Origin of the sequence: Kaistia dalseonensis, from assembly GCF_030814715.1 — a bacterium.
In the GTDB taxonomy this organism is placed as follows: Bacteria; Pseudomonadota; Alphaproteobacteria; order Rhizobiales; family Kaistiaceae; genus Kaistia; species Kaistia dalseonensis.
The window spans coordinates 1-17326 of the sequence record NZ_JAUSVO010000007.1; the positions used below are offsets into that span (position 1 = coordinate 1).

The 17326-nt window shown below is 65.5% G+C and carries 15 protein-coding genes; 9 read left to right on the forward strand and 6 right to left on the reverse strand.

What is annotated here, in order from left to right; translation table 11 throughout:
* The 6 genes from QO014_RS24615 to QO014_RS21765 form a co-directional block, all read right to left on the reverse strand.
* Positions 1 to 183 (reverse strand): hypothetical protein (locus QO014_RS24615; RefSeq protein ID WP_370877202.1); only part of this gene is annotated, 183 nt, incomplete at its 3' end.
* Between the two features lie 335 nt (positions 184 to 518).
* Complete coding sequence (locus QO014_RS21745; protein ID WP_266350864.1) at positions 519 to 983, reverse strand: DoxX family protein; 465 nt, start codon at positions 981 to 983, stop codon at positions 519 to 521.
* Between the two features lie 135 nt (positions 984 to 1118).
* Entirely contained in the window at positions 1119 to 2879 is a 1761-nt protein-coding gene (locus QO014_RS21750; protein WP_266350865.1) for an ABC transporter ATP-binding protein/permease, read from the reverse strand.
* Positions 2880 to 3172: 293 nt separating this feature from the next.
* Positions 3173 to 3658, reverse strand: coding sequence for a hypothetical protein (locus tag QO014_RS21755; RefSeq protein ID WP_266350866.1), 486 nt, complete (start codon positions 3656 to 3658; stop codon positions 3173 to 3175).
* 252 nt (positions 3659 to 3910) lie between these two features.
* Entirely contained in the window at positions 3911 to 4945 is a 1035-nt protein-coding gene (locus tag QO014_RS21760; protein ID WP_266350867.1) for a bifunctional riboflavin kinase/FAD synthetase, read from the reverse strand.
* 124 nt (positions 4946 to 5069) lie between these two features.
* Positions 5070 to 5942 (reverse strand): TIGR01459 family HAD-type hydrolase, encoded by an 873-nt coding sequence (locus tag QO014_RS21765; protein ID WP_266350868.1) that lies wholly within the window; start codon positions 5940 to 5942, stop codon positions 5070 to 5072.
* Between the two features lie 539 nt (positions 5943 to 6481).
* On the opposite strand from QO014_RS21765, the gene QO014_RS21770 reads away from it, so the two are divergent.
* The 9 genes from QO014_RS21770 (at position 6482) to groL (ending at position 16677) form a co-directional block, all read left to right on the forward strand.
* Entirely contained in the window at positions 6482 to 8173 is a 1692-nt protein-coding gene (locus tag QO014_RS21770) for a tetratricopeptide repeat protein (RefSeq protein WP_266350869.1), read from the forward strand.
* Positions 8170 to 9861, forward strand: a complete 1692-nt coding sequence (locus tag QO014_RS21775) for a tetratricopeptide repeat protein (protein ID WP_266350870.1) — start codon at positions 8170 to 8172, stop codon at positions 9859 to 9861. Before QO014_RS21770 ends, QO014_RS21775 begins: the two co-directional genes overlap by 4 nt.
* 118 nt (positions 9862 to 9979) lie before the next feature.
* Positions 9980 to 11386: a sigma-54-dependent transcriptional regulator gene (locus QO014_RS21780; protein WP_266350871.1), complete on the forward strand. Its 1407-nt coding sequence runs from the start codon at positions 9980 to 9982 to the stop codon at positions 11384 to 11386.
* A 170-nt stretch (positions 11387 to 11556) separates the two neighbouring features.
* Positions 11557 to 12099, forward strand: coding sequence for a hypothetical protein (locus QO014_RS21785; protein ID WP_266350872.1), 543 nt, complete (start codon positions 11557 to 11559; stop codon positions 12097 to 12099).
* A 92-nt stretch (positions 12100 to 12191) separates the two neighbouring features.
* A complete protein-coding gene (locus tag QO014_RS21790; protein WP_266350873.1) occupies positions 12192 to 12803 on the forward strand; it encodes a CDP-alcohol phosphatidyltransferase family protein in 612 nt (203 codons plus the stop codon).
* Positions 12803 to 13777: a phosphatidate cytidylyltransferase gene (locus QO014_RS21795; protein ID WP_266350874.1), complete on the forward strand. Its 975-nt coding sequence runs from the start codon at positions 12803 to 12805 to the stop codon at positions 13775 to 13777. Before QO014_RS21790 ends, QO014_RS21795 begins: the two co-directional genes overlap by 1 nt.
* A 9-nt stretch (positions 13778 to 13786) precedes the next feature.
* Complete coding sequence (locus QO014_RS21800) at positions 13787 to 14455, forward strand: lysophospholipid acyltransferase family protein (protein WP_266350875.1); 669 nt, start codon at positions 13787 to 13789, stop codon at positions 14453 to 14455.
* A gap of 207 nt (positions 14456 to 14662) precedes the next feature.
* The gene (gene groES, locus QO014_RS21805; protein ID WP_266350876.1) at positions 14663 to 14977 is read left to right on the forward strand and encodes a co-chaperone GroES; all 315 of its coding nucleotides are present in this window, start codon (positions 14663 to 14665) and stop codon (positions 14975 to 14977) included.
* 59 nt (positions 14978 to 15036) lie between these two features.
* Positions 15037 to 16677, forward strand: a complete 1641-nt coding sequence (gene groL, locus QO014_RS21810; RefSeq protein ID WP_266350877.1) for a chaperonin GroEL — start codon at positions 15037 to 15039, stop codon at positions 16675 to 16677.
* Positions 16678 to 17326 lie beyond the last annotated feature (649 nt).

Genomic DNA, 17326 nt, shown 5'->3' on the forward strand with positions numbered 1-17326 from the left:
AAACGCGATCAACGCAACATCAGGCGACGGCGCACGTCGCAGGCTCGAAACAATCCGACGATTGTGAGCCCGGATCGGATCCAACAACGAAGGCGTCTCCGCCATCGCCGCCAGAAAACCCAGCGCACGATCCCGGTCGCCACCAGACTTCCCCCAGCACGAACGCAAAAGCGCCAACGCCACGCTCCGACCATCAGGCCATACACCCTCGCCCGTCAGCCCCGCAGATGCCTCTATCCCAGAAAGATGCGCCTCAACCAGACCACTCAATAACGCCTGCTTCGTCGGAAAGTGATAGAGCGCCTGCTGGCAGCAACGGCCAGACTATCAGGAAGATGCCGACGATCTCGCGTGTATCCGAGGTTCCGCTGCCGCCGATACGTCGATACCGGAGCCACTTCTGCCGCCGGCTCAGCCGGGAAGTCAGACAAAACAAAACCCCGCCAAAAATGACGGGGTCTGTCAGTGGTCGGAGGCCGCCCCGAAGAGCGGCCTTATTCACTTTGAACGTGCCTGGATCAGAAGGCGCGGCCCAGCTTGGCGTCGACCGAATACTCGTTGCCGCCGCGGAAGACGAAGTAGAGCGAGGCGAAGAACCAGAGGCCGGGATATTCGAAGCCGCCGCCCTGGGCGAAGAAGCCATTGCCGATATGGACGCTGAAGACGGCGACGGCGAGCAGGAAGGTGGTCACGACCGCGGCCGGGCGGGTCAGGAAGCCGATCGCCAGGAAGAGGCCGCCAACAAACTCACCGAGGCCGGCGAGGATGACCAGCGGCACTGCCGGCTGAAGGCCGATCTGCGCGAAGAAGCCGGCCGTGCCCTCGATGCCGCCGCCGCCGAACATGCCGAACAGCTTCTGCGCGCCATGCGGCATCAGCCAGAGGCCCACGGCGACGCGCAGCACCGCCTCGAAGAACGGCGTAGCGTTATAGAGGCCGCCAAGGGCGGGAATGATCAACTTCTGCGACGAGGTGTCGGACATGACGAACTCCAGTCAGGGACAAGATGACGAAGCTCTACAGCATTCTGATTGTCAGGTGTACGCTGGCAAATCTCTACACACTGTTCAATCGGCGTGCACAGTTCCACACCTTCTTGATTTCAAGACATGTTGTGCTCACGCGGGCGCGAGCACAGGTGCTTTTGCCTCGACGACGGTGTGGCGACCGCCTTCCTTCTCCACGAGCTGCAGGAAGCGGTCATGCAGCGCCGCCAGGCTGGAGCGGTGGCCAATCGAGATGATCGTCGTCTCCGGCAGGCGTTGGCGGATCAAGCCATAGACGTCGGCCTCCGCCTTTTCATCGAGCGCGCTCGTCGCCTCGTCGAGGAGCAGCCAGTCGGGCTTGGCGATCAGGGCGCGAGCGATCGCAATGCGCTGCTGTTCGCCGCCCGAAAGGCGGTTGCCCCAATTCGCGGCCTCATGCAGGCTCGGGACAAGTCCGGCCAGGCCGACCAGTTCGAGCATCGTCTCGGCGTCGGCATCGGCGAGATCCGCCTCAGGTGCCGGATAGGCGAGCGCGGTCTTGAGAGTGCCGAGCGGCATATAGGCGTGCTGCGGCAGGATCAGCAGATCCGCGCCGGCCGGAATATGAACCCCGCCGCCCCCGAATGGCCAGATGCCGCCAAGCGCGCGGAAGAGGCTGGTCTTGCCGGAGCCCGACGGACCGGTGACGAGGACGCGTTCGCGGGGGGCGAAGGTGAGCGCCGGGACGTCGACGATTTCGCGGCCATCGGGCAGACGGACGACCAGATCGCGGATGGCGAGGTCGCGATCCGCGCGGTCCGCGGCGAGCGCGGGGCCGACTTTCTCCTCGGCGACGGCCTTGCCGAGCGCCTTCTCGAAGCCGTCGAGACGATCGACCACGGCCTTCCAGTCGGCCAGCGTGTCATAGGCGGTCACGAAGAAGGAGAGTGCGCTGCGCACCATGCCGAAGGCCGAGGCGGTCGCCATCAGGCCGCCGAGTTCGAGCGTGCCGGAGAAGTAGAGCGGGCTGACGACGATGAAGGGGAAAATGACCGCGACCTGCGTATAGCCGCTCTGGAAGAAGTTCAGCCATTTCTGGCGGATCATGATGTCGTAGAAATTGCCCACGACGTGGTTGAAGCGATGACCGAGGGTGGCGCGTTCGGCCGGCTCGCCCTTAAGGAGCGCGATCTCCTCGCCATTTTCGCGGTTGCGGATCAGCGCGAAGCGGAAATCCGCCTCATAGCGCTGCTGGTCGAAGTTCAGCTTGACGAGCGGCTTGCCGATCAGATGGGCGAGGATCGTGCCGACCACGGCATAGATGAGCGCCGTCCAGACGAGATAACCGGGAATGACATAGCTCTGGCCGAACAGGACGATCGGGTTCGAGGCCGACATGTTCCAGAGAATGACGATGAAGGAGACGAGTGTCACGATCTGGCCGAGCAGCGCCACGCCGATCGACAGCGTGCCGTCGACGAAACGCTGCGTGTCCTCGGCGATACGCTGGTCGGGGTTGTCGGCCGGGTTGCCGGAAAGCCGCATGCGGTAATGCGTGCCATTGCCCATCCAGTCGGAGAGATACCGACCGGTCATCCATTTGCGCCAGCGGATGCGCAGCCATTGCGAGAGATAGGTCTGGTAGACGCCCGAGATGATGGAGAGAGCGGCGATCCAGGAGAAGACAACGAACATCTGGTAGGCGAAGGCGGTCCAGTCCTTCTGCTGCAGCGCCGTGTAGAAATCATTGTTCCACCGGTTGAAGCGGACATCGAGCCAGACGCCGAAGAGCTGCAGGCCGATGACGAGGCCGAGCATGCCGAGCGCGAACCATTTTTCATCGGATCGATAATAGGGCAGCGCGGTCCTGCCGATGGTCCGCAGGAGTGTCTTCAAGGACTTCAATTTCAGCATAACTCTCTCCGGTTCGGCGAACCCGCTCGTGCCGAGACTATGGGAAAGCGCATCTGACGGCGAGATTGCTGCAACATTACCGGAAGATGACAGTGTGCAACGGCCACGCTGCGCTGCATTCAGGCATGGGCATACGGATCGTCGCCGCCCTCAGCGCTCAGGCGCGCCGGTCATCGGTCGGAAAAGACGCGATAGGACTGAAAGCACCGATCAGCCCTGGCAAGCACTCGGCACCACAGGCAGCCGAGCGGCGCGATCGTTCATGCGATCGCAGGTCTGCGACGCATTCCGACTCAGAAGGGCCAGAGCTTCGAAATGTCGAACTTGGTCTTCTGCTTCGGCGGCTCGGCAACGGGCGCGTTGGGATCGGGCTCGCGATAGGCGACCGGCGGCTCGGTCAGATATTTGCGCGTGGGGTTGCCATTGGCGTCATAGGAACCGCCCTTGCTCTTGCGCTTGTCGAGCCAGGCCTGCTGGCCGGCAGCCTTCTTGGCCGCCTCGTCTTGTGCAGGCGTATTGGCAGCTGCCATCGTATACGTCGTCTGTCCGGCGGGCAGGACGAAGTTGGGCGACTGCTGGTCCAAAGGCGCCGCGGCCTCGGCGGCCTTGCGCTGGCGCCGTTCGGCGTCCGGATCCTTGGGCCAGTTCGGGTCGTTGGCGACCGTGGTGGTGTTGGAGCCCGGGGCTGGCAGGTCCGTCGTCGGCGGCGCGACGATGCCACCGCGCGGGCGGTAGTCGATCGGCGGCTTGTCCTTGCTGCCGAGGCTCGCAATGCTCACGACATCTTCGATTGTCTGCTGCTCGGGCGATATTCCGGTTCCGTAGGTCGTCCCGGAACATCCCGCAAGACCGGCCACGAGAAGGGCTCCAGCCGGAAAAGCAAGAAGACGCTGAACATTCGATGCGGGCATATCGATCGGTGACTCCTCGGCGCACCCGAATCGGCACGCAGCAATCGCTTGCGGTATTAAAGGACCAGAACCGGGCAAAATTCCGGCACGGCTCCAAGCAGTCTCACCCCAAGGCGTCTTCTAGGCGATTGGGCCGGATTGGGCAACATGCCGCGGCGGTGCAATATTGGCCAGTGCGCGATCGACGGCGCTGCCGGGCCCGGCCGCCGCCAATATGGCGCGCGCTGCGATCGAGTCACGATCCATCTGCGCGATCAGCGCTTCGATCGAGGTGAAGCGTTCCTCGCCGCGCAGGAAGGCATGGAACGTGACCGCCACTTCCTCGCCATAGAGATCGCTCGCGAAATCGAAGACATGGACTTCGAGGAGCACGGCGCCATTGTCGAAGGTCGGCCGCTTGCCATAGCTCGCCACGGCGGGAAGCGTGGTGCCGTCGGCGCGCGTCAGGGTGACGGCGTAGATGCCGAGTGCCAGGCCACAATCGGCCGGCAGGCGTACATTGGCGGTCGGATAGCCGAGTTCGCGGCCGCGCTTGTCGCCATGCTGGACCGTTCCGGTGACGAACCAGCGATAGCCGAGCTCGCGATTGGCCGTTGCGACATCGCCACTCTCCAGCGCCAGACGGATGCTGGTGGCGGAATAGGGCGCGCCATCGGCGCTCGTCACCGCGTCGATGACATCCGTGGCGAAGCCGCACCGGCTGCCTTCGCGCGCGAGGAAATTGGGCGTCCCGAGGCGATCATGGCCGAACTGGAAATCATGGCCGACCACGACGGCCGCAATGCCGAGGCGCTCGACCAGAATGCGCGATACGAAATCCGCGGCGCTCGTCTCGGCGAAGGCGCGGTTGAAAGCCACGACGACCACGCCGTCGAGCCCGAATGCGGCTGCGAGCCGCGCCTTGGTGTCGAGCGGCGTCAGGCGGAACAAGGGCAGGTCGGGCCGCAAGACGGCGCGCGGATGCGGCTCGAAGGTCAGCATCAGCGCCGGCGCGCCACGACGGGCGGCTTCCGCGCGCGCCGCATCGAACAGGGCATGATGGCCCTGGTGCATGCCGTCAAAATTGCCGATCGCGAGCACGCTGCCCCGCAGATGCTCGGGAAAATCCTCGAGGGGGACGAGCGGGGCCGCGGGGAGAGACACACTGGCTGTCATGGTTCTGTTCCGGGCGGAGAGCTCTCGATGCCAAGGCGTCCTTGCGGCCGCCGCCGGCGGAAACTGACCGTTCGCCACGACATGGTCAAGCCGGCCGGCTGACGCGAGAGCGCCATGACCGGCCTCACCAGACGAGGCTCGGCAGATAGGCGCGTGCGCCGAGCTTTTCCTCGCTCATGAAGCGGCTGACGGCGGCGCCATCGGGGTTGGCGGCCGGTCCGAAGCTTGCGGCGTGGATGCCGCCGCTCACGAACAGCACGTCGAGCCCCTGGCTGTAGGCGCCCTTGAGATCGGTCGGCGCGCCGTCGCCGATCGCGAGCACTCTCTCGCGCGCGATCGCGTCGCCGCGAATCCGTGCGGCCTGGGTCAGCGCCTCGTCATAGATCGGCGCATGCGGCTTGCCGGCGATGAAGGTCGTGCCGCCAAAGGAGCGGTAGCGTTCGGCGAGCGCCCCGGCGCACCAGATCAGCTTGTGCCCGCGTTCGACGACGATGTCGGGATTGGCGCAGATCATCGGCAGGCCGCGGGCTGCGAGGCTCTTCAGCATCGCATCATAATCATCCGGACTTTCCTGCTCGTCGTCATAGAGCCCGGTGCAGGAGATGATCTCCGCCGCATCGGCCTCGACCAGTTCGAGATCGAGCCCGTCATAAAGCGTCAGATGCTGATCGGTTCCGATATGCAGCGTCTTGACCGGGCCGCGCGCTGCGAGCAGGGCGCGGGTGACGTCGCCGGAGGTGACGATTGCGTCATAGCATTCCGGCTCGACGCCGAGATCGCTGATCTGCTCGACGACGAAGGGGCTGAGACGCGGTGCATTGGTGATCAGGACGACCGTGCCGCCCGCCTCGCGGTGGCGCAGCAGCGCGTTGCGCGCGGGCGGCGACGAAACGACGCCATTGTGCAGAACGCCCCAGACGTCGCACAGCAGGACGGGGTAGAGCGGGCTCAACGCGGAGAGGCCAGCAATGCGGGGCGGGGAGATCGAGTTGGTCATGGCGCGGGCGTATTGGTTCCGCGCGCGAGGGTCAAGCAATGACCGCGTCGAAATAGCCGGAATGCGATCATTCTCCGCAGGAGAGACCCCATGCGAGGGAGGGCGCGATCGGAGGGCGGAATGCAGAGCGACCAAACGCATGGTGTTTCGGTGGCGTGATCGTCGGCCCGTCACGCCGACATTCGGTCATTCGGTGGTTGCAGCGGCCATCAGGTCACCCCGACGGGTTGATGATCATTTGTCTGATGAATTCACCGGACGTAACGATGAGCGTCCCGAATCAAAGGGTCGGCTGGCCTGTCCGCAAAATATTACGAATTCATCCAGAGATAATACTTGGAAAAAGTTGCCGAAGCATCGAAAGAGTGCGGTGCATTCTTCTTGTGGACCTTGGTGCACGCCTCGCCGCCGCTATGGCATGGTGCAGACTTAACAGGTAAAATCTTTGTCGGTCTGGGGGAGGGAAGCGGCGGCGCGCAGTTCGACAGGGGCGGTACATGGTCAAGGAGCCGACAGGATCGGCCAGGGAGACGCGAAGCTTGCCGCCTTCGGATGAACTCGTTCGCGCTGAGTTGGCGCGCGTGCTGGCAAGCGCCGAATTCCAGGCCACGCCGCAGCTGAGCGCATTTTTGCGCTACATCGTCGAGGCCAAGCTCGACGGTCAGGCGCATTTGCTCAAAGGACAGAATGTCGGGGTCGCTGTGCTCGGTCGCGCTCCGGGCTTTGATGCGCAGCGCGATCCGATCGTTCGCGTCGAGGCCCATCGGCTGCGCCGCACGCTCGCCGCCTATTATGCCGGGGCTGGTGCCGAGGATCGGATAAGGCTGGTCGTGGAGCGTGGCTCCTATGTGCCGCGGTTCGATTGGGCTGACGTAAACGGAAATGGCACTGAGGCCGAGCCGCCGCCGGACGCGCCGAACCGCGGCCATTGGCTGCCGATCCTCGGTGCGCTCGTTCTCGTGGGCCTCGGCATTATCGGGCTGGTGATCGCCGATCGCAGCGCCGGCCCGACGACCAGCGATGTGCCGGTCGCGGTTTCGCCCCCTTCGGTGAGCGTCGATGGCGAAGAGCCGCCCATGCCGGCGGTCAAGGTCGAGCGCTTCGAACGGCCGCCAAGCGGGCAGGTCAACCAGCGGGTCGACCAGCTGGCCTCGGACCTCACCATCGCACTCGCCCGATTTCCCGAGCTCCGCGTCATCGCCGATCCGGACCAGTCGGCGGATTTCCAGCTCGAGGGCGAGGTGACGGTCTCAGGCGGCGTCGCGACCGTCGCCTTCCGCCTGGCAGCCCTGGCGACGTCCGAAGTCATCTGGAGCACCGCCGTCGAGCTGCCGATCACCGACTTTCTCGAAGGTGACGGCCTTGATCGGCTGGTCGAAGGGGCGACGATCGCAATCGCTCCACAATTTGGCGCGATAGCACGCTATCTGGGCGGCCGCGACGGCAACACGCAGTTGCGATCGGCCGATGATTATCGCTGCCTGATCGAGGCTCAGCTCCATACGGGCCGCATGGATGACGGCAGTTGGCAGAGGCTCGATACGTGTTTGAGGGACATGCTGGTCGCCTATCCGGATTTTGCCGACGGGCTCGCATCGCAGGCGTTGCTGTATCTCGCTGCCTATCGGCGCGAGCCGGACGCCGGCCGCGCGGCCATGCTCTTCGCGACGGCGGAAACGGCTGCGCGACACGCGCTCGAGCGTGAACCGGCCAATGTTCGGGCTATGTGGGCGGTGCAGTCGGTTTCGTTCCACAAGGGGGATCTCGACGCCGCGCAGCGCATGGGTGAGCGTGCCCTGGCCGCCAATCCGTTCGATCCGCTCCTGCGCGCGCAACAGGCGCTCGTCCTGCTCACCGCCGGCGATGCCGAGCGGGCCTGGACAGAGGCGCAGGAGGGACAGTCGCTCGACCCGGCCCATGTTGCCACCTATGACGCCCTCGATTTCCTGGCGCGGCTCGAGATGGGAACGCTGTCGGACGCGACGGCCGAGCCGGTGGCCGCCGACGTTGCCTCTACGCCTTATGAGGCGGTGGCGCGGTTGATCGCGCTCGATCACGCCGGGCAGGTTCCCGAGCGCGAGAAGGCGGTTCAGGATTTGAAGGCCGTGGCGCCGCTCTTCGCGACGGATCGCCATGCGGCACTGGCGCGGCTCTTTCCCGACACCCCATTTGCGGTAAGCCTGGACAGCGCGCTGGCCAAGGCCGGCATCGGCGATCGGGCCCAGCCATGAGCCTTCCGGTCTACGCCGCCGATCCCCCCATGGACAATGCGATCAGCCCGGATGAAATCCGCGCGGCCGTCGCCACGATTAAGCGATGCCCCGTCTTTTCCGCATCGCGGCAGCTGAACGCCTTTCTGACCTATGTGGTCGACAAGGTGCTGGCCGGCGAGGCTGACCGCATCAAGGCCTATTCGATCGCGACCGAGGCGCTCGGCCGGCCGGAGAGCTTCGATCCGGCGATGGATCCGATCGTGCGGGTCGAGGCGGGCCGGCTGCGCCGGGCGCTCGCCGCCTATTATGAGGGCGAAGGGGCGACCGCGCCGCTCCGCATCGACATCCCGCGCGGGACCTATGTTCCCCGCTTCGAGCGTTCGGCCGCGCCGATGCCGGCCGTCGAGATAGCGCAGGAACCGGGCGAGCGGGGGCTCGGTCGGCTGTGGCTGATGCTTCTCCTCGCCATCATGGTACTGGCGCTGGCGGCCCTGGCGTACTGGTGGTTCTCGCCCGCCCCGAGGATGTCATCAGGGCTGGAAAATCTGATGACGCCGATCGCGGCCAACCGCCCGACGGCCCCGCGCATCTATGTCGACACCTTCACTATCGCCAATGATCTGGCGATAGAGGGCCTCTCTGGCGATCGCTTTCGCGCGCGCGTGGCGACCGCCATGGCGCGCTTCGACGAGGTTACGGTCGTCACCCGGCCTGAAGGCGACGCCGACTATGTCGTCCGGGGCTCGGTGGAGGAGGGCTCGAACGGCATTGTCGCTTCCGCGCTGCTGGTCCACCGTGCGAGCGGCCGGGTCGTCTGGTCGGGCCGTTTCACGGCCCCGCGCGATCCCGCCCATCCCGCCGGACCGATCGATCGGCTGATGCGCGACATCGTCGTCGAGATCGTGCAGCCTTACGGCGTCGTGATGGCGGATCGGCTCGCCCGGACTGACAGCGCCGATGATGGTTTCGCCTGCGTGATCAAGGCATTCGACTATTGGCGGAATTTCGATGCGGCGCATCATGCCGCCGCGCGTAGCTGCCTCGAGGCCCTGACGCGTCGCTATCCCAATTATGCGCTGCCCTTCGCGCAACTCGCGTTCTTCTATGTCGACGAGGAGCGCTTCGGCTTCAATCCACGGACGGGCACACCGGCGCTGGAGCGCGCATTACAGGCTGCGACGACCGCCGTCCAGCTCGCGCCGACCAGCGCCCGCGCGCATGAAGCCCTCCAGAATGCCTATTTCGCCGCCGGTCGCTTCGACCGCGCCCTCGAGGCGGGCGCCAAGGCCGTCTCCCTCAATCCGCTCGATACGGACATCATTGCCGACTATGGCCGCGTGCTGATCGTCGAGGGGCATTATGAGCGCGGCATGGCGCAGATCAACCAATCGGCCGAGGCCAATGCTGCCTATCCCGGCTGGTACGATCTCTATCGCGGGCTGGCCGCATTCCAGGCCGGCGACACGGCGGGCATGCGGACCTATCTGGCGCGGACGAATCTCTCGGCCAATCCGTTGACGCCTGTTCTGCGGCTGATCGCGGCGGATCGCAGCGGTGATGCGGCCAAGGCGGCGGCGATCCGCGCCGAGATGCGGGTGCAGTTCCCGGCTCTCGTCGCCGATCCGACGGCCGAGCTGTCGCGCCTGGTGCCCAATCCCGATCTGGTCCGTCGTCTCGTCACCGCGGCTGACGCAGCCGGTCTATGACCGTCCGGGAATGAGCGGACGGGCTTTTCGTGCCGATCGGAACCCTTTGTTTACCCTGTACGGAGAATGATCGATCCATCGCGGGAAGAGTACCGCGACGGGAGAGGGGTCTTCCTGAATGGGGTTCGCCGAGGGTTCGCAAGAGCCCGTTCATATTCTGATCGTCGATGCCGATCCGGTGCAGCGCCGGATGGTTGCGGCGCATCTGGCATCGCGGCCCGGGCCGCTGATGCAGTCCCACGCTGTCGCGACGCGGGCCGAGGCGCTCGAATGCCTGTCCGGCGAGGCGGGGCAGTCCATCGTTGTCGCCGACATGGAAACGCTGGGCGGCGCCGAGGCGCTTTCCGCTCTTGCGGGCGGTTCCGCCTCGGTCATCGTCACTAGCGCGCGGGGGTCGGTTCATGCGGCCGTGGCCGCGATCCGTGCCGGCGCGGTCGATTTCCTGCCCAAGCCCTATGGTCCGGCGACGCTGATCGAGCGGATCGAGGCGGCGATCGCCGGATGGGGTAGGGCGGAGCGCAGCACACCGGCCCGCACGCCTGCCGCGCCATCCAATCGCGACGGCTTTTCCGGCTTCATCGGCCGCTCGGCGGCGATGCGCGCCGTCTATGACCAGATCGAGCGGATCGCGCCCTCGCGGGCGCCGGTCTTCGTCACGGGCGAAAGCGGCACCGGCAAGGAGCTTTGCGCGGAGGCGATCCATGCGCGCTCCGGCCGCGAGGGGAAGCCGTTCGTCGCGATCAATTGCAGCGCGATCCCGCGCGACCTGATGGAAAGCGAGATATTCGGCCATGTCCGTGGCGCGTTCACGGGCGCGACCGAGACGCGGGCGGGCGCGGCGGAGATGGCCGATGGCGGCACGCTGTTCCTCGATGAGATCGGCGAGATGGATCTCGCCCTGCAGGCCAAGCTGCTCCGCTTCGTCCAGAGCGGCACGGTCCAGCGCGTCGGCGATGCAACCGTGCGCCGCGTCGATGTCCGCATCGTCAGCGCCACCAACCGCGATCCCTTCGCCGAGATCGCCGCCGGTCGTTTCCGCGAGGACCTGTTCTATCGCCTGCATGTGCTGCCGATCCATCTGCCGCCGCTGCGCGATCGCGGCAGCGACATCATGGATCTCGCCACCAGCTTCCTGCAGCGCTACGCCGCCGAGGAGGCGCGGGGCTTCGAGGGCTTCACGATCGAGGCCGCCGACCTGCTGATGCGCCACGACTGGCCCGGCAACGTCCGCGAGCTGCAGAACGCGATCCGCCGCATGGTGGTGCTGCATCAGGGCCGCGAAGTGACGGCCCCCATGCTGCCGCCGACCATACGCGGCGAGACGCCGAGCCGTCCTGGCCAGCCCGCCAAGGCGGGGCGTGGAGCCGATCCGATCGCGCCCTTCTGGGAGCAGGAGCGCTCGATCATCGAGAGCGCGGTCGGCGCCTATAGCGGCAACATTGCGCGCGCCGCGGCCGCGCTCGAAATCAGCCCCTCGACGATCTATCGCAAGCGCCAGGCTTGGCTTGAGAGAAGAACGGCTTAACCGCATTTCCCGTCAGGGCCGACTGAGCCACCGAAACGCTTGCGTGCAGCGCGGTAGAACGGCATGTTCGGCCGGGAAGGGTTGAGACGGGCGCGCTTGCGCGCCAAACGAGGGGTATCGTCATGAAGGAACGGGGGTCCCGGGTTTCCGGGATCGCATTGGCCTGCGCGATGGCGCTTGCCACATTCGGCGTCGCGACGGGGGCGTCGGCCGGTGAAGCCGCCGACAAGGCGGCCGAGGCGGAGAAGCTGCTTGCGGCTGGCAAGGTCGACGAAGCGGTCGCCGCCTTCGACGAGTCCATCGAGGCATTCTGGAAGACGGCGCCGCTCGGCTTCCGCAAGGCGGTCTTCGTCGACAAGGTCAACGGCTTTGGCGACTATGTCGCTCACGAGGGCACGACCTTCGCGCCGAAGAGCGAATTGAAGATCTATGCCGAGCCGGTCGGCTTCGGCTCGACGGTTACGGCCACCGGCCACCGGATTGCCTTCAAGACCGAGATCGAGATCCGCAACCAGAGCGGCCAGATCCTCGCGCGTTCGCCCAACCCGGCGCCGCTGGAGAAGACCGGCTTGAGCCGCAGCCGTGAATTCCAGATTACGGTCGGTTTCCAGCTCCCCGATCTGAAACCCGGCGTCTATGTGCTGGTGCTCAAGGTTACGGATGAGGCCACCGGCAAGTCGGCCCCGATCGAGCTGCCATTGACCATCTCCTGATGTGACGGGCCTCATAGCCTGGACGGGCTGGCCGTGATGTTGACATGCGGACCGGCCGGGCGTCGCCCGGCCCCGCTCGCGTGGTTGACCCAATGGCATCCGTCTACGACCTGAAGCCACGCTTTCAAGCCCTTCTGCGACCGCTCGTCCGCACGCTCGCGGCGTCCGGCGTCACGGCCAATCAGGTCACGATCGCCGCGGCGCTCCTTTCTGTCGCCGGCGGTGGCGCGCTCGTCCTGCTGGCGGGCCATCGCGCCAGCTTGCTGATCCTGCCGCTGGTGCTCTTCCTGCGCATGGCGCTCAACGCCATCGACGGCATGCTGGCGCGCGAACACGGCCAGAAGAGCCGGCTCGGCGCGATGCTGAACGAAACCGGCGACGTCGTCTCCGATGCCGCGCTTTATCTCGCCCTCGTGCCGGCCCTGGCTCCCTTCGGCGCGCATGGATTGCCGATCGTCCTCTTCGTCGTGCTGGCGGTGCTCACCGAATTTGTCGGCGTCGTCGGCCAGACGATCACGGGCGAACGGCGCTATGATGGGCCGATGGGCAAGTCCGACCGTGCTGCATCCATCGGGACACTCGCTTTCGCCGCGGCGCTCGGCATGCCGGGCGGCTGGTGGATCGATGCGGTCATGAGCGGTCTCGCCGCACTCGCGGTGTTGACCTCGGTCAATCGCGCCCGCTCGGCCCTCAGGAGCGTGTGATGTCCGATATCGCCTTCCGCTTCATGATGTTCGGCCTGCCGCTGGAGCTGGTGGCGACGCTCGCCATCGTCATGCTCGGTCTCGTGGTCGCGACGCTGTTCGCCTGGTTTCGCCCGGTGCCGGCCGATGATGCCAAGGCGATCGAGAAATCAGCCGAACTCAAGGCACGAATCGGCAGCTGGTGGGTGATGGTGCTCGTCCTCGTCGCGGCCTTCCTGCTCGGCCGCACGGCGATGGTCGTGCTCTTCGCCTTTGTGAGCTTCGTCGCGCTCAAGGAATATCTGACGATGATCCCGACCCGGAAGGCGGACCGGGTGGTGCTCCTCGTCGCCTATCTCGCGGTGCCGATCCAGTATCGCTGGGTCGGGATCGGCTGGTACGGCATGTTCGTCATCTTCGTGCCGGTCTACATGTTCCTGATCCTGCCGGCAGCCATGGTGCTGCGCGGCGAGACGACCGGCTTCCTGAAGGCGGCGGGCACGCTGCATTGGGGGCTGATGATTACCGTCTTCGCCGTCAGCCACGCGGCCTTCCTCATCGCCGTGCCGCCGCCCCAGGCGCCGGCCGGAACGGGGGAGGGGCTGCTGCTGTTCCTGCTGATCGCGACCGAATTCAACGATGTCGCGCAGTTCATCGCCGGCAGGACATTCGGCCGCCGCAAGATCACGCCCAAGGTGTCGCCCAACAAGACGGTGGAAGGCTTCGTCGGCGGGCTGCTCGCCACGACGTTGCTGTCGACGCTGCTCGCACCCACCATCACGCCGATCATGCCGCTCCATGCCGCGCTGGTCGGGGCACTGATCGCCACCGCCGGCTTCTTCGGAGACATCGTCATGTCGGCGGTGAAGCGCGACCTCGGCATCAAGGACACCGGCACCATGCTGCCGGGCCATGGCGGGATCCTCGATCGCATCGACAGCCTCGTCTTCACCGCGCCGCTGTTCTTCCATGCGGTCCGCTATCTCTATTTCTGAGCCGTGACCGTGCGCCTGACGCTCCATTCCGCACGCCTTCGCGCCCGTGCCGTGCTGCGGGTGGCCTTCTTCGGGCTGCTCGTGCGCCCCTTCCTCCTGGTTGCGATCGGGCTATCCGTGCGCCATCGCGAGCGGCTGCCGAAGGACGGGCCGGTCATTCTGGCCGCCAACCACAACAGCCATCTCGATACGCTCGCGCTGATGTCGCTCTTCCCGCTGCGCCAGCTCTCGCGCATCCATGCGGTCGCGGCGGCGGACTATTTCCTGCGCAATCGCTGGCTGAAATGGCTGGCGGTCGACCTGATCGGCATCCTGCCGATCGAGCGCGGCGCGGCCAAGGGTGGCGCGGACCCGCTCGCGCCGGCGCTGGCGGCGCTCGATCGCGGCGAGATCCTGATCTTCTTTCCAGAAGGGTCGCGCGGCGAGCCGGAAATGCGCCAGTCGTTCAAGCGCGGCATCGGCCATATTGCGCGCCGGCGGCCCGAGGTGCCCGTTATCCCCGTTTTCCTCAAGGGCTTCGGTCGCGTGCTGCCGAAGGGCGACCATCTTCCCGTCCCATTCTTCTGCGACGTCGTCATCGGGTCGGCGATGACCGGCACGGGCGAACGTTTCGTGGCGCGCCTCGAGGAGGCGATTGATGATCTTGCCCGGGAAACGCCGAGCGCGGAATGGGTCTAGCTGCCCTCGCGGCGGCCTGGGGCCGGGCCATGCGGGAGCCCGGCGGGGTAAAAAACGGCCGGTGAGGCGCAGCCGCTCTCCTTGACAATATCGAGCCCCAGACCTAGATGCAGGTCGCCTGTTAGCACTCGGTTGGAATGAGTGCTAACGATCGAACTAATCGGGCGCACCCCCATGCGGGAGCCCCCTCGCGAGGAGAGAACAAACATGGCATTCCGTCCTCTGCATGACCGCGTCGTCGTCCGTCGCGTTGCATCGGAAGAGAAGACTGCTGGCGGCATCATCATCCCCGACACCGCCAAGGAAAAGCCGCAGGAAGGCGAAGTCGTCGCCGTTGGTCCGGGCGCTCGTGACGAAGCCGGCAAGCTCGTCGCGCTCGACGTCAAGGCTGGCGATCGTATCCTGTTCGGCAAGTGGTCGGGCACGGAAGTCAAGATCGATGGCGAAGAACTCCTCATCATGAAGGAGTCGGACATCCTCGGCATCATCGACGGCAAGGCTGCCGGCAAGAAGGCCGCGTAAGGAATTCTCCTTCACGCGGTTTTTTATTGCCCGCAACACCCTGAAAAGGAACTGATTCAATGGCTGCTAAAGACGTAAAATTCTCGGCCGACGCGCGCGAAAAGCTGCTGCGCGGTGTCGATATCCTCGCCAATGCCGTCAAGGTGACGCTCGGCCCCAAGGGTCGTAACGTCGTCATCGAGAAGTCCTTCGGCGCGCCCCGCATCACCAAGGACGGCGTCACCGTCGCCAAGGAGATCGAGCTCGAGGATCGTTTCGAGAACCTCGGCGCCCAGCTCGTCCGCGAAGTCGCTTCGAAGACGAACGACATCGCTGGTGACGGCACCACGACCGCCACGGTGCTCGCCCAGGCGATCGTCAAGGAAGGTGCCAAGGCCGTTGCCGCTGGCATGAACCCGATGGACCTGAAGCGCGGCATCGATCTCGCCGTCTCCGAGGCCGTCAAGGATCTCGAGAAGCGCTCGAAGAAGATCAAGACTTCGGAAGAAGTCGCTCAGGTCGGCACCATCTCCGCCAATGGCGAGAAGGAAATCGGCCAGATGATCGCTTCGGCGATGCAGAAGGTCGGCAACGAGGGTGTCATCACCGTCGAGGAAGCCAAGACCGCTGAGACCGAGCTCGAAGTCGTCGAAGGCATGCAGTTCGACCGCGGCTACCTGTCGCCGTACTTCATCACCAACGCCGAGAAGATGGTCACCGAGCTCGAGGATCCCTACATCCTCCTGCACGAGAAGAAGCTGTCGAACCTGCAGGCGATCCTTCCTGTCCTGGAAGCCGTCGTCCAGTCGGGCAAGCCGCTCCTGATCATCTCGGAAGACGTCGAGGGCGAGGCTCTGGCCACGCTCGTCGTCAACAAGCTCCGTGGCGGCCTCAAGGTCGCAGCCGTCAAGGCTCCGGGCTTCGGTGATCGCCGCAAGGCCATGTTGGAGGACATCGCCGTCCTCACCGCCGGCCAGGTGATCTCGGAAGATCTCGGCATCAAGCTCGAGAGCGTCACGCTCGCCATGCTCGGCCGCGCCAAGAAGGTCACGATCTCCAAGGAGAACACGACCATCGTCGACGGCTCCGGCAAGAAGAAAGAGATCGAAGCCCGCGTCAACCAGATCAAGGCTCAGATCGAAGAGACGACCTCGGACTACGACAAGGAGAAGCTCCAGGAGCGTCTCGCCAAGCTCGCAGGCGGCGTCGCGGTCATCCGCGTCGGCGGCGCGACGGAAGTCGAAGTCAAGGAGCGCAAGGACCGCGTCGATGACGCGCTCAATGCGACCCGCGCGGCTGTCGAAGAGGGCATCGTCCCCGGCGGTGGTACCGCTCTGCTGCGCGCCAAGCGCGCCGTCGAGAAGCTGAAGTCCGACAATTCGGACGTCGAGGCCGGCATCAAGATCGTGCTCCGCGCGCTCGAGGCTCCGATCCGTCAGATCGCCGAGAACGCCGGCGTCGAGGGTTCGATCGTCGTTGCCAAGGTTCTCGAGAACAAGGGTGACACGTTCGGCTTCGACGCTCAGTCGGAGACCTTCGTCGATCTCGTCGCGGCCGGCATCATCGACCCGACCAAGGTCGTTCGTACGGCTCTGCAGGATGCGGCTTCGGTCGCTTCGCTGATCGTCACCACCGAGGCGCTCGTCGCCGATCTGCCGAAGCGCGACGCTGGCGCTCCCCAGATGCCGGGCGGCGGCGGCATGGGCGGCATGGACTTCTAAGAAGTCCCTGTCACTCGACTAGTTCAGGAAGGGCGCGGCGCAAGCCGCGCCCTTTTTGTTTGTACGCGGCCATGCGCAGCGGCGCAGCAGCCCACGCACCGCACCGTCCACACCAGCCTCAACAGCCCTGCCGGAGCGGCCGTCGATCCTTCGCCTGTGCGTGGCGCTGAAGCGCCCCCCGGCGCCATCCGCGAAGGCATCGCGGCCTGTTACCGGCCCTCCGAGCTCCCCCTGACTGCCTCCCGGCTGGTATGAGCCACGCGCCATCGCCAGCTGTCGGCGAATGCACCATCTCGGGCGAAAAGCCAGATGTAGCAATCGCTTAGGCGCTTGATACCTTTGTATGACGCCTCGAACCGTGTGTAGGATTCAGCCGGAGCCGTCCGCCGCCTACCTTGTCCATGCGAGTTCACCGCACCGGAGACAAGGGCCATGAGGACGATGACATCTGCGCAGCGCGTCTGCGCTTCCCACCAGTCGGATCGACACGAAGCGATCCGTGGATCGTGGATCAAGTGAGGGGGATGCAGATGATCACGTCCCCACCCGCTCCACGCTTCCGCCCCACCAGGCGGGACGTTTTTGCCGGAACAGCCGTTCTCGCTGCGTCGACCATGCTTCCCGGCGGTGGCGCATTCGCCCAGACCGC

What these genes read in the sequence shown, in the direction of transcription:
- QO014_RS21795 (WP_266350874.1), top strand. Translation starts at nt 12,803, where the DNA reads ATGTCCGATATCGCCTTCCGCTTCATGATGTTCGGCCTGCCGCTGGAG.
- QO014_RS21760 (WP_266350867.1), bottom strand. Translation starts at nt 4,945, where the DNA reads ATGACAGCCAGTGTGTCTCTCCCCGCGGCCCCGCTCGTCCCCCTCGAG.
- QO014_RS21785 (WP_266350872.1), top strand. Translation starts at nt 11,557, where the DNA reads ATGGCGCTTGCCACATTCGGCGTCGCGACGGGGGCGTCGGCCGGTGAA.
- QO014_RS21745 (WP_266350864.1), bottom strand. Translation starts at nt 983, where the DNA reads ATGTCCGACACCTCGTCGCAGAAGTTGATCATTCCCGCCCTTGGCGGC.
- QO014_RS21750 (WP_266350865.1), bottom strand. Translation starts at nt 2,879, where the DNA reads ATGCTGAAATTGAAGTCCTTGAAGACACTCCTGCGGACCATCGGCAGG.
- groL (WP_266350877.1), top strand. Translation starts at nt 15,037, where the DNA reads ATGGCTGCTAAAGACGTAAAATTCTCGGCCGACGCGCGCGAAAAGCTG.
- groES (WP_266350876.1), top strand. Translation starts at nt 14,663, where the DNA reads ATGGCATTCCGTCCTCTGCATGACCGCGTCGTCGTCCGTCGCGTTGCA.
- QO014_RS21775 (WP_266350870.1), top strand. Translation starts at nt 8,170, where the DNA reads ATGAGCCTTCCGGTCTACGCCGCCGATCCCCCCATGGACAATGCGATC.
- QO014_RS21765 (WP_266350868.1), bottom strand. Translation starts at nt 5,942, where the DNA reads ATGACCAACTCGATCTCCCCGCCCCGCATTGCTGGCCTCTCCGCGTTG.
- QO014_RS21780 (WP_266350871.1), top strand. Translation starts at nt 9,980, where the DNA reads ATGGGGTTCGCCGAGGGTTCGCAAGAGCCCGTTCATATTCTGATCGTC.
- QO014_RS21790 (WP_266350873.1), top strand. Translation starts at nt 12,192, where the DNA reads ATGGCATCCGTCTACGACCTGAAGCCACGCTTTCAAGCCCTTCTGCGA.